11 protein-coding genes are annotated in these 15,407 nt (G+C 71.5%); 5 read left to right on the top strand and 6 right to left on the bottom strand.

Annotated features, from left to right (window positions below):
- Nucleotides 1-155: 155 nt before the first annotated feature.
- From ACZ6QQ_RS10050 to ACZ6QQ_RS10030, 5 genes are all read right to left on the bottom strand, one after another.
- Nucleotides 156-1,049 (bottom strand): DMT family transporter, encoded by an 894-nt coding sequence (locus ACZ6QQ_RS10050; protein ID WP_465875595.1) that lies wholly within the window; start codon nucleotides 1,047-1,049, stop codon nucleotides 156-158.
- Between the two features lie 174 nt (nucleotides 1,050-1,223).
- Entirely contained in the window at nucleotides 1,224-2,432 is a 1,209-nt protein-coding gene (locus tag ACZ6QQ_RS10045; RefSeq protein ID WP_465875593.1) for an ABC transporter ATP-binding protein, read from the bottom strand.
- Nucleotides 2,433-2,438: 6 nt separating this feature from the next.
- Nucleotides 2,439-3,278, bottom strand: a complete 840-nt coding sequence (locus tag ACZ6QQ_RS10040; protein WP_465875592.1) for a carbohydrate ABC transporter permease — start codon at nucleotides 3,276-3,278, stop codon at nucleotides 2,439-2,441.
- On the bottom strand, nucleotides 3,278-4,261 hold the full coding sequence (locus ACZ6QQ_RS10035; protein WP_465875591.1) for a carbohydrate ABC transporter permease: 984 nt from the start codon (nucleotides 4,259-4,261) through the stop codon (nucleotides 3,278-3,280). Before ACZ6QQ_RS10035 ends, ACZ6QQ_RS10040 begins: the two co-directional genes overlap by 1 nt.
- Nucleotides 4,258-5,658, bottom strand: coding sequence for an ABC transporter substrate-binding protein (locus ACZ6QQ_RS10030; RefSeq protein ID WP_465875590.1), 1,401 nt, complete (start codon nucleotides 5,656-5,658; stop codon nucleotides 4,258-4,260). The genes ACZ6QQ_RS10035 and ACZ6QQ_RS10030 overlap by 4 nt, the downstream gene beginning before the upstream one ends.
- A gap of 291 nt (nucleotides 5,659-5,949) precedes the next feature.
- Here ACZ6QQ_RS10030 and ggt point away from each other — a divergent pair, with 291 nt between their 5' ends.
- The 3 genes from ggt (at nucleotide 5,950) to ACZ6QQ_RS10015 (ending at nucleotide 11,328) form a co-directional block, all read left to right on the top strand.
- Entirely contained in the window at nucleotides 5,950-7,782 is a 1,833-nt protein-coding gene (gene ggt / locus ACZ6QQ_RS10025; RefSeq protein ID WP_465875589.1) for a gamma-glutamyltransferase, read from the top strand.
- A gap of 67 nt (nucleotides 7,783-7,849) precedes the next feature.
- Nucleotides 7,850-8,935, top strand: coding sequence for a Gfo/Idh/MocA family protein (locus ACZ6QQ_RS10020; RefSeq protein ID WP_465875588.1), 1,086 nt, complete (start codon nucleotides 7,850-7,852; stop codon nucleotides 8,933-8,935).
- A gap of 245 nt (nucleotides 8,936-9,180) precedes the next feature.
- Nucleotides 9,181-11,328 carry an MMPL family transporter gene (locus ACZ6QQ_RS10015; protein WP_465875587.1) on the top strand — a complete coding sequence of 716 codons (2,148 nt, stop codon included), beginning with the start codon at nucleotides 9,181-9,183 and terminating at the stop codon, nucleotides 11,326-11,328.
- A gap of 3 nt (nucleotides 11,329-11,331) precedes the next feature.
- Here the strand turns inward: ACZ6QQ_RS10015 and ACZ6QQ_RS10010 are convergent, their stop codons facing one another.
- The gene (locus ACZ6QQ_RS10010; protein WP_465875586.1) at nucleotides 11,332-12,690 is read right to left on the bottom strand and encodes a carbohydrate-binding domain-containing protein; all 1,359 of its coding nucleotides are present in this window, start codon (nucleotides 12,688-12,690) and stop codon (nucleotides 11,332-11,334) included.
- 187 nt (nucleotides 12,691-12,877) lie between these two features.
- Between ACZ6QQ_RS10010 and ACZ6QQ_RS10005 the strand changes: the two genes are divergently transcribed.
- Together ACZ6QQ_RS10005 and ACZ6QQ_RS10000 are read left to right on the top strand one after the other, a co-directional pair.
- Nucleotides 12,878-13,966 (top strand): WD40/YVTN/BNR-like repeat-containing protein, encoded by a 1,089-nt coding sequence (locus ACZ6QQ_RS10005; protein ID WP_465875585.1) that lies wholly within the window; start codon nucleotides 12,878-12,880, stop codon nucleotides 13,964-13,966.
- A 112-nt stretch (nucleotides 13,967-14,078) separates the two neighbouring features.
- The gene (locus ACZ6QQ_RS10000; RefSeq protein WP_465875584.1) at nucleotides 14,079-15,371 is read left to right on the top strand and encodes a DUF1800 domain-containing protein; all 1,293 of its coding nucleotides are present in this window, start codon (nucleotides 14,079-14,081) and stop codon (nucleotides 15,369-15,371) included.
- Nucleotides 15,372-15,407: the final 36 nt, after the last annotated feature.

Genomic DNA, 15,407 nt, shown 5'->3' with positions numbered 1-15,407 from the left:
GACTCCCCCCCCTTCCCCCCCCCCCCCTCCCCCCCCCCCCCCCCACCCCCACCCCCCCCCCCCCCCCCCCCCCCCCCCCCCTCTCCCCCTCCCCCCCCCCCCCCCCCCCCCCCCCCCGGTGCGTTCGGTGGCCGTACCCGCTCCCGAGGTTTCGCTCAGTCGGCCGCCCCGGACCGGCCCGGTCCGGGCTCCTCCCCGCCACCGCCCCGGCCGCCGGGCCGGGTGCTGGCCAGCCAGATCCCGAAGATCATCGCCAGGACCGCCGGCACCTCGATCAGCAGTCGCGGCCCACTGATCGAGAGCCGCTCGTGGAAGGCGGTCACCCCGATCACCACGCTGGCGACCGGGTCGACCAGGGTGATCGCGGTCAGCGGCGCGGCGAGCGGGCCGTTCTGGAACGCGTTCTGGTTCAGCATGACACCGCCCAGGCCGACCAGGATCAGGGCGTAGAGATGCCAGTCGGTGAGCACCGAGAACGGGTCGGCGAAGGCCCGCCCGGTGAACGCCTTGAGCAGGACCGCCACCCCGGCGTAGAAGATGCCGGTGGCGACCCCGAGCAGGGTGCCGCGCAGGGCGCTGGTCGCCCGGTGGGCCAGGGCGAGGCAGAGCGCCACCGCCACACCCCCACCGATCGCCACCCCCACCCAGCCCATCACCGACGGCTCGGGCACGCCTGGCCGGGGACGCGCGACGATGAGGAACGCCCCGAGCCCGACCACGCACGCGGTGACGGCGATGACGTCGCGCGGATGCGGGCGCCGCCGGTCCAGCGCCGCTTCGAGCGGGATCGCCAGGAACATGCCGCTGATCAGCAGCGGCTGGACCAGCGTCAGTGGGCCGAACCGCAGGGCGACCGCCTGGAGCACGGTGCCGGTGATGTCGGGCAGCTTGCCCAGCAGCCAACTCCGGCGGCGCAGCAGCCGCATGAACAGCCGGGGATCGAAGGTGTGGTGCGGCGGTTCCCGCCGGGCGGCGCGTTGCTGCAACGCGGCTCCCGAGGCGAAACAGGCGGCGGCGCAGAGGGCCAGCAGGATCGCGAGGGGCGTCACGGATCATCCCGCTCGCGACGAGGGCCCCCCGATCCCGTACGCACACGATCACGCTACGCGACCACTGCCGCTCCGGGTGCCAAGTTCCGTGGTGGGTCACGAAGGGTTCGGCCGGACGGAGCCGGGCCGAACCCTTCGTGCTGCCGGTGCCGACCGGCTGAACGTGCCGACCGGTCAGGGGGCGAGGGCTCCACCGGCGCGGCCCTCGTGCAGGGTCAGGTTGCGTCCGTCGGCCGGGTCGAACAGGTGGATCTTCTCCAGGTTGCACCAGATCCGGCGGTTCTCCCCCTCGCTCACCGTGGACTCCGCCGACAGCCGGGTCACCAGGTTGGCGCCCGCGACACCGAGATCCTCGGCGCCCGCGTCGGCGGCGAGCTCCCGCAGCTCGGCGGCGGTGGCCCGCTCCCCCTCGACGGTGAGGTAGACGTACTTGTCCGAACCCATCGACTCGACGATCTCGACCGGCGCCTCGAACTCCGCCCCCCGCGCCCGGGTGTCGTCGTCGACCAGGGCGGCGTCCTCGAAGTGCTCCGGGCGGATACCGAGGATCAGGTTCCGGGGCGCGTCGGCGGCCGTCAGCTCGCGCCGGAGCCGGTCACCCAACGGCAGCTCACCGATGGCCGTACGCAACCGGCCGTCGGCCACCTCGGCGTGCAGGAAGTTCATCGACGGCGAGCCGATGAAGCCCGCGACGAACAGGTTCACCGGATTGTCGTACAGCTCCTGTGGCGGTCCGACCTGCTGCACCGCGCCGGCCCGCATGATCACCACCCGGTCGCCGAGCGTCATCGCCTCGGTCTGGTCGTGGGTGACGTACACCGTTGTCGTACCGAGCTGCTTCTGCAACCGGGACACCACCGTACGCATCTGCACCCGCAGTTTCGCGTCCAGGTTGGAGAGCGGCTCGTCCATCAGGAACGCCTTGGGGTCACGGACGATCGCCCGCCCCATCGCGACCCGTTGCCGCTGGCCGCCGGAGAGGTTCGCCGGTTTCCGGTCCAGCAGCGCGGTCAGCTCCAACACCCGGGCGGCGTTGTCGACCTTCCGCTCGATCGTCGCCCGGTCCAGCTTCGCCAACCGCAACGGGAAGGCCATGTTCTCCCGGACCGTCATGTTCGGGTACAGGGCGTACGACTGGAACACCATGGCGATGTCCCGGTCCCTGGGCGCCCGGTCGTTGACCCGCTGACCACCGATCCGCAGCTCGCCGCCGCTGATGTCCTCCAGCCCGGCGATCATGTTCAGGGTGGTCGACTTGCCGCAGCCCGACGGGCCGACCAGGATCACGAACTCCCCGTCGGCGATCTCCAGGTCCACGTCGTGGACCGCCACGGTCCCGTCCGGGAACCGCTTGCTCACCTTGTCCAGCACGATGTCAGCCACAACAATTCACCCCTTGACTGCGCCGGAGGTCAGCCCGGACACGATGCGGCGCTGGAAGAACAGCACGAACAGAATGATCGGAATGGTGATCACGACCGCGGCCGCGCAGATCGCCCCGGTCGGGTCCTCGAACTGCGACTCGCCGGTGAAGAACGACAACGCGACCGGCACCGTACGGGACCGCTCGGTCGAGGTGAGCGAGATCGCGAACAGGAAGTCGTTCCAGCAGAAGATGAAGACCAGGATCGCGGTGGTGAACACGCCCGGCGCGGCCAGTGGCGCGATCACCCGACGGAACGCCTGCCCCTGGGTCGCGCCGTCCATCTTCGCCGCCTTCTCCAGGTCCCACGGGATCTGCTTGAAGAACGCCGAGAGGGTGTAGATGGCCAACGGCAGGGCGAACGTGATGTACGGCAGGATCAGGCCCGGCCATGTGTCGAAGAGCCCCAGCGACCGCTCGATCTCGAACAGCGGGGAGACCAGTGACACCTGCGGGAACATCGCGATCAGCAGCGAGACCCCGACCAGCAGTCGCTTGCCGGGAAAGTCGAGCCGGGCGACCGCGTACGCGGCCATGGTGCCGAGCACCACGGCGATCGTGGTGGCGATCAGCGCGATGCCGATCGAGTTGACCAGTGCCCGGACGAACTGGTCGGTCGAGAAGATCGTCCGGTAGTTGTCCAGGGTCCACTCGCGCGGGATGAAGTTGCCGTCGGTGAGCGTACCGGTGGTCTTGAACGACAACGAGGCGATCCAGAGCACCGGGACCAGCGCGAACACCACCACGACCAGGTCCAGCAGTCCCCACCGCCACTTGGCTGCGGTGGTGCTGTCGGCGGCCGACATCAGCGCCTCCCCTCGTCGGCGCTGCCGGGGGCGGCGGTGCCGAACAGCTTCACGAAGACGAACGCGATGATCGCCACGGTCAGGAAGATGAGCACCGACATGGTGGAGCCGATGCCGAGGTTCAGCCCCCGGATCAGGTTGTTGTAGGCCAGCATGCTGACCGACGACGTCTCGCTCGACCCGGCGGTCAGCACGAAGATGTTGTCGAAGACCCGGATCGCGTCCAGGGTCCGGAACAGCAGCGCCACCAGGATCGCCGGCTTCATCACCGGCAACATCACCTTCGTGAACCGCTGCCAGCCGGTGGCGCCGTCCATCGAGGCCGCCTTGAGCAGGTCCTCGGGCACCAGGGCCAGCCCGGCCATCAGCAGCAGCGCCATGAACGGCGTCGTCTTCCAGATCTCGGCCAGCATGATGATCCCCAGCGCGCTGGCCCGCTCGGTCAGCGGAGCACCCTCACCGAACAGGTTGGCCAGGTAACCCGTGCCGGGCGTCCAGGCGTACCGCCAGGAGAAGGCCGCGACGACGGTGACGATCCCGTACGGGATCAGGGCCGCCGTGCGGACCAGGCCGCGCCCGACGATGGTCCGGTGCATCACGATCGCCAGCCCCATGCCCAGCACCAGCTCGACCGCGACCGTCACGACGGTGATCAGCATGGTGACGCCGAACGCGGTCCACCAGTACTCGTTGCTCAGCACGGTGGCGTAGTTGGCCAGCCCGACGAACTCCCGCTGCTCGGGGAACTTCAGGTCGAAGCGCTGCAGCGACAGCCAGATCGAGTAGAGGATCGGGTACGCGGTGACGGCGAGCATCACGAACGCGGCCGGGGCGCAGAGCAGCCACGCCAACCGCCGCTCGGCCCGCTTGCCCTCGCTCAACGCCGCCGCGGCTCGCCGCTGCGACGGGACGTGGCCGGGCGGACGGGTCGGTTGCGGTGTCGCCGCCGTGGCCGGGGCGGTGTCGGTACGGGGCCGGCTCACGGCAGTACCCCCTTGGACTCCAGCGCGTCCCGTGCCTCGACCCGCAACCGGGCGGCGGTCTTCTCGGGTTCGATGTCACCCGGTGGGGAGAGCGTCGCCGACATCACGGTGGAGATGTTCTGGTAGGCCGGGCTGCGCGGCCGGATCGCGGCGTCCCTCAGCTGTTCGAGGATGGTGTCGCGCATCGGGTACGCCTGTGCGATCTCCGGCTCCGCGTACACGCTCTCGATCGTCGGCGGCACACCGTCGTTGATCGCCGAGAACTTCTGGTGCTCGGCGTTGCGCAGGCAGGCCGCCGCCTCGAACGACTCGGCCGGGTGCCGCGAGTAGCGGCTGACCGCGAGGTTCGTCCCGCCGATCGTCACCCGGCTCGGGGTCTGCGGGTCGACGCCGGGCAGGCGCGCCCACTTGACCTTCTTCGCCAGCTCCGGGTCGGCCTCCTGCATCGCCGGGTACACGAACGGCCAGTTGATCTGGAAGGCGCCGCCACCGGACTCGAACTCCAGCCGAGCCTGGTCCTCGATCGTGTTCGAGAACGACGGGGTGGTGACACCCGAGGTCGCGAACCGGCGCAGCACCTCCAGGGCCCGGACCGCACCGTCGTCGAAGACCGCCCTGGTGCCGTCGTCGGACAGGATCTGCCCGCCGGCACTGGCGACCAGGGTGTTGTAGAGGACCACCAGGCCCTCGTACTGCGCCCCCATGGTGATCACCCGGTACGGCTCGCCGCGCGACTTGAGCTGCTGCGCCATCTCGATCATCTCGTCCCAGGTACGGGGCGCCCGGTCGACCAGGTCGGACCGGTACCAGAGCAGCTGCACGTTGGTGTTCTTCGGCGCGGCGAAGAGCCTGCCCTCGTACCGGGCGGTCTCCAGCGGCCCGCTCAGGGTGCCCCGCTCGGCCTCGGTCCGCTGCGCGCCGGTCCACTCCCGCACCCAGCCGGCGCTGGCGAACTCCTGGGTCCAGGTCACGTCCAGCCCGAGGACGTCCATGCCGGTGTCCTCGGCGGCCAGTCGGCGAACCATCTGCACCCGCTGGTCGTCGGCGGCCCTGGGCAGGATCCGGTACACGATCCGGTAGCGGCCACCGGCCTGCGCGTTGCAGTCGTCGACCACCTTCTGCAGGTTCTGCTCCGGCGGGTGGTAGAGATTGACGGTCGGCACCCCACCGTCCCCGCCGGTACCGGAGGCGCACGCCGCCAACGGGGCGAGCAGGGCCAGTCCGACGGCGACGCAGACGATCCGGAACCGGGGTGAGCGGGCCGGCCGGTCGGCGCCCGCCTCACTCATGCCGGCACCCGCTTCGCGTTCGCGGTGGCACCGGACCCGCCCGGTGTCGCGTACCGCGGCGGTCGGGCGGCGTACCTCCCCGACCGGTCGTCGCACCACAGTGATCACTCATCGCGCACCCTCCTTCCCCGACGGCCGGGGGCCGTCCGTGGCCCCGGCGCACTGCAACGACGTCGCTTTCGGCGGTGGGCCGGCGGCGAGCGCTGTCGCTCGCTCCCACTGCCCCCGGGCGAAGTCGGCAAAACCTCGTGCCCACCGGCCGCCGGGCGGAGTCGGCAAACCGCGTGACCAGGAGAGGGGTTGATCGGGTCCGGAATCCGCCGTGGCGCAACGGGGGGTGCCGCCGCGTCCCGGCCGTCACTACCCTGTCGAGAGACACAGGCTGATCGAGGAGGACCGATGAGGCGCACGGTGGCAACACTCGCCCGGGTGGCGGTCGCCGCCGTCACCGTGGTCGCGTGGCAGGTCGCACCGGCACCGGCGAGTGCCGGGTCGGGCGCCGCCGGCCACGGGGGCGAACCGACCAGGACGCCGACGGCGCACGGGTACGGCGGCGCGGTGTCCACCGTCGACCCGACCGCGACGGCGGTGGGTGTGGAGGTTCTGCGGCGCGGCGGCAACGCGGTCGACGCCGCCGTGGCGGCCGCCGCCACGCTCGGCGTGACCGAGCCCTTCTCGGCCGGCATCGGCGGGGGCGGCTTCTTCGTCTACTACGACGCCCGTACGAAGCGGGTGCACACCATCGACGGCCGGGAGTCGGCTCCGGCGTCGACGCGGGAGGACTCGTTCGTCGACCCGGCCACCGGTGCGCCGTACGCCTTCCAGGAGGCGCGGGTGAGCGGGCTCTCGGTCGGCGTACCCGGAACGCTTCTGACCTGGCACGAGGCGCTGCGCAAGTGGGGTAACCGGTCGCTGTCGACGGCGCTCGCCCCCGCCGCCGACGTCGCCGAGCGCGGCTTCACCGTCGACGCGACGTTCCGCCAGCAGGTGACCGACAACGCGGCGGCGTTCGCCCAGTTCGACGCGACGCGGGCGCTCTACCTGCCGGGCGGGCAGCCGCCGACGGTCGGTTCGCGGCAGCGCAACCCCGACCTGGCCGACACCTACCGGCAGATCGCCCGACGCGGCGTCGACGTGTTCTACCGGGGTCCGATCGGCGACGACATCGTCACCACCGTGCAGCGCCCACCGGTGGCCGCCGACCCGGGGACACCCTGGCAGTTCCCGATCCGGGCGGGCGGGCTGACCCGGACCGACCTCGCCCGGTACGACGTGCGGTTCCCCGAGCCGACCCGGTCGGACTACCGGGGCTACCAGGTGTACGGCATGTCGACCCCGTCCAGCGGCGGTGTCGCCGTCGGCGAGGCACTCAACATCCTGGAACGGTTCGACCTGTCCACGATGACGGTGACCGAGGCGCTGCACCACTACCTGGAGGCGAGCGCGCTCGCGTACGCCGACCGCAACCGGTACGTCGGTGACCACACGTCGCAGCGGGTGCTGCGGGAGCTGCTCAGCGACCGGTTCGCCGCCGAGCGGGCCTGCCGGGTCGACCCCGCCCGCGCCGCCCCGAAGCCGGTCGCGCCCGGCGACCCCGACGGCCGGTACGACGGCTGCGCGACCGCCGCCGCCGGTGCCGAGGGCCACCCCGGTCAGAGCACCACGAACCTGACCGTGGCCGACCGCTGGGGCAACGTCGTCGAGTACACGCTCACGATCGAGCAGACCGGCGGCAACGCGATGGTGGTGCCCGGTCGCGGCTTCCTGCTCAACAACGAGCTGACCGACTTCACGTTCGCGCAGACACCCGGTGCCGCCCCGGACCCGAACCTGCCCGCGCCGGGCAAGCGCCCGCGCAGTTCGATGTCGCCGACGATCGTGCTCGACGACGGTCGGCCGTTCCTCGCGCTCGGCAGCCCCGGTGGCGCCACGATCATCACCACCGTGCTGCAGATCCTCGTCAACCGGATCGACCTGGGCATGTCGCTGCCCGAGGCGATGGCCGCGCCGCGGGCGTCGCAGCGCAACAGCGCGGCACCGCAGGCGGAGCCGGCCTTCGTCAGCGGGTACGGCGCGGCCCTGGCCGGGTTCGGCCATCCCCCGTTCACGAGTACGGCCGAACTCGGCGCCGCCACGGCAGTCGAGCTCACCGGCCGGCACGGCTTCCTGGCGTCGGCGGAACCGGTACGGCGCGGTGGTGGGGCGGCGGCGGTCGTCCAGCCCCGCCACTAGGGTGTGTCTTCCCCGGCCGCAGCACCGGCGGCCGGGGCGGCATCCGCGTACGACGTGAGGGGTCCAGATGACATCGGCGGCGTTGACCCGGTTCGGTCTGGTCGGCAGCGGCTGGCGCTCGTTGTTCTTCCTGCGACTGGCCCGGCTGCTCCCGGACCGGTTACGGGTCACCGGGGTGGTCACCCGGACCGCCGGGCGGGGCGACGAGGTGACCGCCGAGTGGGGGGTGCCGACCTTCCGTTCCACCGCCGACCTGCTCGCCCACGAGCGGCCGGACTTCGTGATCGTGTCGGTGCCCTGGGCGGTGACCCCGGAGGCGACCCGTGAGCTGGTCGGCGCGGGTGTGCCCGTACTCGCCGAGACCCCGCCGGCACCGGACCGCGACGGGCTGCGCGCGCTCTGGTCCGACGTGGGCGGCAGCGGTCTGGTGCAGGTCGCCGAGCAGTACCTGCTGATGCCCGGACACGCCGCCCGGCTGGAACTGGTCCGGGAAGGGGTGATCGGCGAGCCGACCTCCGTGCAGGTCTCGTCGACCCACCTCTACCACGCGGTCTCGCTGATCCGTGGCCTGCTCGGCGTCGGGTACGACCCCGCCGAGGTCAACGCGCGTGCCTTCGTCGCCCCGCTGGCGAACCCGCTCTCCCCGGCCGGGTGGAGCGGCGACGACACACCGCAGCAGCTCTCCACCACCCTGGCGACGATCGACTTCGGCGGCCGGATGGGCCTGTACGACTTCACCGACAACCAGTGGTGGAACCCGCTGCGGGCCCGGCGGCTGACCGTACGCGGCTCGCTCGGCGAGATCGTCGACGACCGGGTCGTCCGGCTGGTCGACCCGACCACCCCGGTCGAGTCGTCGCTGGTCCGCCGCCAGACCGGAGTCGACCTGAATCTGGAGGGACTCGACCTGAAGCACATCAGCTTCGACGGTCGGGTGGTCTACCGGAACCCGTTCGTCGGCAGTGGGCTCTCCGACGACGATCTCGCGGTGGCCGACATCGTGGCCCGTACGGGTGCCTGGGCGCGCGAGGAGGACGGGCCGCCGTACCCGCTGGCGCAGGCGTGCCAGGACCACCTGATCAGCCTCGCCATCGAGGAGTCGGTGCGCACCGGCCGCCCGGTCGTCACCGCGTCCGAGGGGTGGGCCGGGTAGCTGCCACGATCGCGGAGAGTTCGGCTCGCTGTGCGCGGCCGAACTCTCCGTGGGTCACGGTCGCCGGCCGGCGTGCCCGCGGCGGTGAACGGGTCCCCGCCGCGCGGTGAGGACGACCGTCGGGGCGGCGGTCCGCCGAGCTGTCCCCGATGGGGTGGACCGGAGCCGTTCGCCCTACCCCGCCGGAGCCGAGCACCTAGGTTGATCACGGAACGGAGGCCGTCGATCACGAAGAGGTGCCGCGCGTGTTCGCTGCTGTCGGGCGGTTCGTGGTCCGCCATCCGGTCTGGGTGATCATCGCCTGGGTGGCCGCCGCGGTCGGGGTGATCGGGTTCGCGCCGACGCTGACCGCGACCACCGACGAGGCGTCGTTCCTGCCCTCGCACTACGAGTCGATCAAGGCGGCGCAGGTTCAGCAGCAGGCGTTCCCCCGGGCGGCGACCCCGGCGGCGATCATCGTGTTCGAGCGACGGGACGGGGGCCCGCTGACCGACGCGGACGCGGCGAAGGTGGTGGCGATCGGGCAGGCACTGACCGATCGCCGGATCCCCGACATCATCGCGATCACCCCGACCCCACCCTCACCCAACCGGCTGATCCAGATCATCGCGGTCGAGATGACCCCACAGCGCGGGCCGGCCGACCAGGCCCAGCCCGACGCGGTCAAGGCACTCCGGGCGGCATTGCCGGACCAGCTCGCGAACTCCGACCTCAAGGCCGGCACCACCGGTACGGCGGCGCAGAACCTGGACGCCCAGGATTCCGGGAACCGGGCCAACGCGATCATCGGGGTCGCCACCATCGGCCTGATCATCATCCTGCTGTTGATCATCTTCCGGAGTCCGATCATCGCGCTGCTGCCGGTGATCGTGATCGGGCTGGTCTCGCAGATCGCCACCGGCCTGATCGCCTGGGCCAACCAGGCGTTCGACCTGAAGACCGACAGCTCGGTGAGCGCCATGCTGATCGTGGTGCTGTTCGGCGTCGGCACCGACTACATCCTGTTCCTGATGTTCCGGTTCCGGGAACGGCTGCGGCTGGGCGAGGACCCGAAGACCGCGATGGTCAGTGCGGTGGCCCGCGCCGGAGAGGCGATCGCCTCGGCGGCCGGTGCGGTCATCATCGCCTTCCTCGCCCTGACCCTGTCGACACTCGGCCTGTTCAAGTCCCTCGGACCGGCCCTGGCGATCGCGGTCGCCACCACCCTGGTCGCCGGGCTCACCCTCATCCCGGCGGTGGTCTCACTGCTCGGCACGAAGGTGTTCTGGCCGTCGAACGCGTGGCGGCACGAGCCGCGCGGGACCCGGTTCGCCGCGATCGGCCGGTCCCTGGCCCGCCGCCCGGCGGTGTACGCGGCCGTCTCCGGCGCCGGACTGATCGTGCTGGCCGTCTTCGCCCTCGGTTTCCACCCGAACTTCGACCTGAGCAGCGGCTCGACCTCGACCGAGTCGGAGTCGAACGTCTGGAGCAAGGAACTGCTCAAGGGCCTGCCGGCCGGCGCCACCGAGCCGTCGAACGTGTTCCTGCGCTCGGACACCGGTGCCCCGCTGCCGGCCGACCGGCTCGGCGCGTACCGGGACGCGCTGGCGAAGGTGCCGGGGGTGGGTCAGGTCGGGCAGCCGACGCTGTCGCCGGACCGGACGGTCGCGGACTTCCAGGTGACGCTGGCGAACAGGCCGCAGTCCTCGGCCGCCCTGCACACCGTCAAGGGTCCGCTGCGCAGCACCGCGCACGCGGCCGCACCGGACGGGACGACCGCGTTCGTCGGCGGCATCACGGCGGTCTTCGTCGACATCCAGGCGGCCGTGAACCGCGACTACGCGGTGGTGTTCCCGGTCGCGGCCGTCCTCATCATGGTCATCCTGGGGCTGCTGCTGCGCAGCGTGGTGGCCCCCTGGTACCTGATGCTCTCGGTGGGTCTCGGCTTCGCCGCCACCCTCGGCGCCACCGTGCTGATCTTCCAGCACGGACTCGGCGAACCGGGCCTGATCTTCATCCTGCCGGTGATCATGTACCTGTTCGTGGTCGCGCTCGGCACCGACTACAACATCCTGATGGTCGCCCGGCTCCGCGAGGAGGCCCGCGAGGGACGCGATCCGCGCGACGCCGCCGCGATGGCGATCCGGCACGCCGGACCGACGGTCGCCGCCGCCGGACTCATCCTCGCCGGTACGTTCGCCTCCCTCATGCTGGCCGGCAACAGCACCCTCACCCAGATGGGTTTCGCCATCTCCGCCGGCATCGTCATCGTCGCGTTCGTGATGTCGCTGTTCCTCACCCCGGCCGTCACCGCGCTGCTCGGACACGTCGCCTGGTGGCCCGGACACGCGGACGTCGCCGACGACGGCGACCGCGAAGCCCCGGCCGGGCCGCGCGGTCGCCACTCGGCGTGAGGCCTAGCGGACCAGGGCCAGACCGGTGTACGAGCGGTCGTACTCGGTGAACGACTGGTTGGTGAAGGGTGCGTAGATCCAGGTACGGACCGAGTTGGCGGCGGTGTCGACCTCCACCAGCCGAACCGGGTTGGTGGTGTTGGAGTGGAACGTCTGGAGGAACGTGTAGATCTTGTTGCCGTGCACACCGGTGTCCACCCGGTTGCCCGCGACACCGGTGTGGCCGGAGAAGACGAACCTGATGTTGGCGTACTGCTTGATCAGGTTGTCGAACAGGTACTGCGGGCTGGTGGCCCCGTAACCGGCGCTCTGCTCGATGTTGCCGTTGCCGTCGATGTAGTCGTGCGTCACGACGGTGACGTTGTGCCGGGGGTGCGCCGCGACCACGCTCTTCGCCCAGTCGACCACCTGGGTACGCGGCCACAGCTCCAGGGTCAGCACCAGCCACTGCACACCGCCCGCCTCGTACGTCGAGAACGAGTTGTCGACCTTGCCGGCCTCGAACTGCCCCCTGACCGCGCCGTACTGGGCGGCGGTGAAGTACCGGTTGAAGACGGTGGTGTCGCGGACCAGCTCACGGGTCCGGGCGGGATCGCGGGCCGACCCGCCGACGCCGGTCGCCTGGGTGTCGTGGTTGCCGAGTGCCAGCGCGTACGGGATGCCCGCGGTCTCCAGCGGACGCATCGCGTCGCGGGCGATGACGTACTGCGAGTGGTCGGGGGTGTCCCAGTTGACGACGTCACCGGAGTGGGTGACGAACCGCAGGTCCAGCGTGGACCGGTTGTTCACCAGCCACTGGGTCCGCTGCCGGAACCGGGTGTCGGAGGTGTTCAGCACCTCCTGCTGGGTGTCCGGCAGGACGGCGAAGCTGAACGTCGGGTCGACGGTCGTACCGGGCGTCTCCATCCGGGCGTACGCCAGGTGGACGTTGCGGTCGCAGGTGGTCGACTGGAAGTCGTTGATCAGCTCGATCCTGACGTTGTGCTGGCCCGCGCCGACGGCGGCGCCGATCGGATAGGTGCCGTAGCTGGTGGCGCTGACGATGGTGCTGGTGCCGACGGCGGTGCCGTCGACCGTCACCCGGATGGTCGGCCAGCCCTGGCAGTTGTCGCCGATCGCGCCGACCAGCACCCGGCCCGAGCCGGTGATCGTGGGGGTGGCGTAGCTGTTGTTGCCCCAGAGCGAGGCGTGCGTGCCCGAGGCCGGCGCCGGGGTGCCGGTCGCCGTCCGGATCGCTCCGTTCACCACACTGAACTGCGAACTCTCCGCAGCGACCGCGCTGCCGGCGAAGACGATCCCGCCGGCCACCACCGTGCCCGCGACCAGTGTCGCGGCAACGGATCTGGCTCCCCTGGTGCGCATCAATCCTCCATGCACGTTAGGCCCGACATTCGGGACACATGGACGATAGACAAGATCCGTACGATATATGCAAATACCTGACTCACAACGCCGAAACCTCGGCTGTACGACACCTTTCCCGTACGTGACCATCCGTCGCGAGCCGCAGGACATCCAAGCCGGACGATCTCGGGTACGTTGCTGACCCATGCGGCTACATATGATCTCCACCCTGCTCACCGGCGCCCTCGTGCTGACCGCCACCGCCGGCTTCACCCACGGACGGGAGCCGGACTGGCGGCTGCACGACACCGGCGCGACCGTACGGCTGCGCGGGCTCGCCCCGGTCAGCGAGCGGGTCGCCTGGGCCAGCGGTGCCGCCGGAACCGTCCTGCGCACCGTCGACGCCGGCCGCACCTGGCGGCAGGTCGGCCCGGCCGATCCGAGCCTCGAACTGCGCGACATCGAGGCGTTCGACTCCGACCACGCGGTGGCGCTGTCGATCGGTCCCGGCACCCAGTCGCGGGTCTACCGCACCGACAACGGCGGGCGGAGCTGGACCGAGACCTTCCGCAACACCGACGAGCGTGCCTTCTACGACTGCCTGGCCTTCTTCGACCGCGACCACGGGCTGGCCCTCTCCGACCCGGTCGACGGCCGGTTCCGCATCCTCTCCACCGCCGACGGCGGACGGTCCTGGCAGGTCCTGCCCGCCGCCGGCATGCCGGCGGCGCTGGCCGGCGAGTTCGCCTTCGCGGCCAGCGGCACCTGCCTGGTGACGGCCGCCCGCAACCCCGTCGACCACCCCGACCGCACCCTGCGTCACGGCGGCGGCCAGGCCTGGTTCGCCACCGGCGGCGGTGCCGCCGCGCGTGTCTTCCGCACCGACGACCGGGGCTTGACCTGGCGGGTGACCGCGAGTCCGGTGCCGAGCGGAGCGTCCGCCGGCATCTACTCGCTGGCGTTCCGCGACCAGCGGCACGGGATCGCCCTCGGCGGCGACTACACGACCCCGGCGAGCGCCCCCGACGGCGCGGCGACCAGCCACGACGGCGGTCGGACCTGGACCGTGGCCCGCAACCAGCCGGGTGAGTACCGGTCCGGCTCGGCCTGGGTCCACCGTGGCGGGTGGCTGGCGCTGGCGGTGGGACCCACCGGCAGCAACCTCAGCCTCGACGGCGGCATCCGGTGGCGACGGTTCGACACCGGCAGCTTCGACTCGGTCGCCTGCACGGCCGGCGGCCACTGCTGGGCCTCCGGCGAGCAGGGCCGGATCGCCTCGCTGCGCTGGCACTGACCGCGGACGACACCGGGCGGCGGGCGGATCGACCCGCCGCCCAAGGGGGTGCCGGACCTGCCTCGTACGGGACATTTACCGGATTCGTACGTTGTCGGCCTAGGGTCCCGGTATGGCGTCACCGGACGCGATAGCCCACCTGCTGCGCCGCGCGACGTTCGGCCCCACCGCCGAGGAGGTCGAAGCGGCCGTACGGGCGGGTTTCGACACCACCCTCGACCGGCTGCTCGGCCCGACCGGAAGCGATCCGGGCGCCGCCGCCACCCCCGCACCGCGCCTCGGACCCGACCCCCACTCCAGCCTCGACAAGGGTGCCGGCCGGGAGCAGCGGCAGCAGGCCAACAAACAGCGCACGGAACAGGCCCAGCAGGTGCTGCGGTGGTGGCTGGACCGGATGGTCGCCGCCGACCACCAGCTCACCGAGAAGCTGGTGTTCTTCTGGCACGGCCACTGGGCCACCAGCGTGCAGAAGGTGAAGTCCGCACAGCTCATGCTGGGCCAGTTGGACACCCTGCGGCGGTACGGCCGCGACGGGTTCGGCCCGCTGGTGGCCGCGATGGTGCGCGACCCCGCGATGATCCTCTGGCTCGACGGGGAGAAGAACACCCGCAGGGCGCCGAACGAGAACCTGGCCCGCGAGCTGATGGAGCTGTTCACCCTCGGCATCGGCCACTACACCGAGGCCGACGTGAAGGCCGGGGCGAAGGCGCTGACCGGATGGACCGTGGTCCGGGAGACGGGCGCCGCCCGGTTCGAGCCGAAGCGGCACGACACCGGGCCGAAGACGATCCTCGGCCGGACCGACACCTTCGACGCCGACTCGTACGCGCGACTGCTGGCCGGCCTTCCCCGGACCGCCGAATTCGTCACCGAACGGCTCTGGTTCCGGTTCGCCGGCGCCGCGCCGCCCACCGCCGGCGCCACCGGCGACGTCACCGCGATCCTGCGGGCGATGTTCACCGACCCCGCCTTCGCGAAGACCCGAGGGCAGCTGGTCAAACAGCCGGTGGAGTGGGCGGTCGGCGCGATGCGCCAGTTGCGGATCCGGCCCGCCGCGCTCACCGAGCAGCAGCGTAAGCAGGTGCAGTCCGGGCTGTCCGGAATGGACCAGGTGCCGCTGCGGCCACCGAGCGTCGGCGGCTGGCCGGCCGGCGCGGCCTGGCTCACCACCTCGTCGTTGCAGGCCCGGATGCGGCTGGCCGACCTGTTCGCCGGCACGGCCGGCCCGGTGGCGCTCCAGCGGCTCACCTCGGCACCGGAGGCCGGCCGGCTCGACGCGCTGGCCCGGCTGCTCGTGGTGGACGCCTGGACCGAACGCACCCGCGCCGCCCTGGCACCGCTGGCCGCGAACCCGCAACGGCTCCTCGCAGCCGGACTGGTGAGCCCCGAATACACCGTCTGCTGACCGGAGGTCACCCGTGGACACCCTGCTGACCGGAGG

The sequence above is a fragment of the Micromonospora sp. NPDC049529 genome, assembly GCF_055586685.1.
The sequence above is the reverse complement of the archived record's forward strand: the minus strand, read 5'-3'. Positions and strand labels throughout refer to the sequence as shown.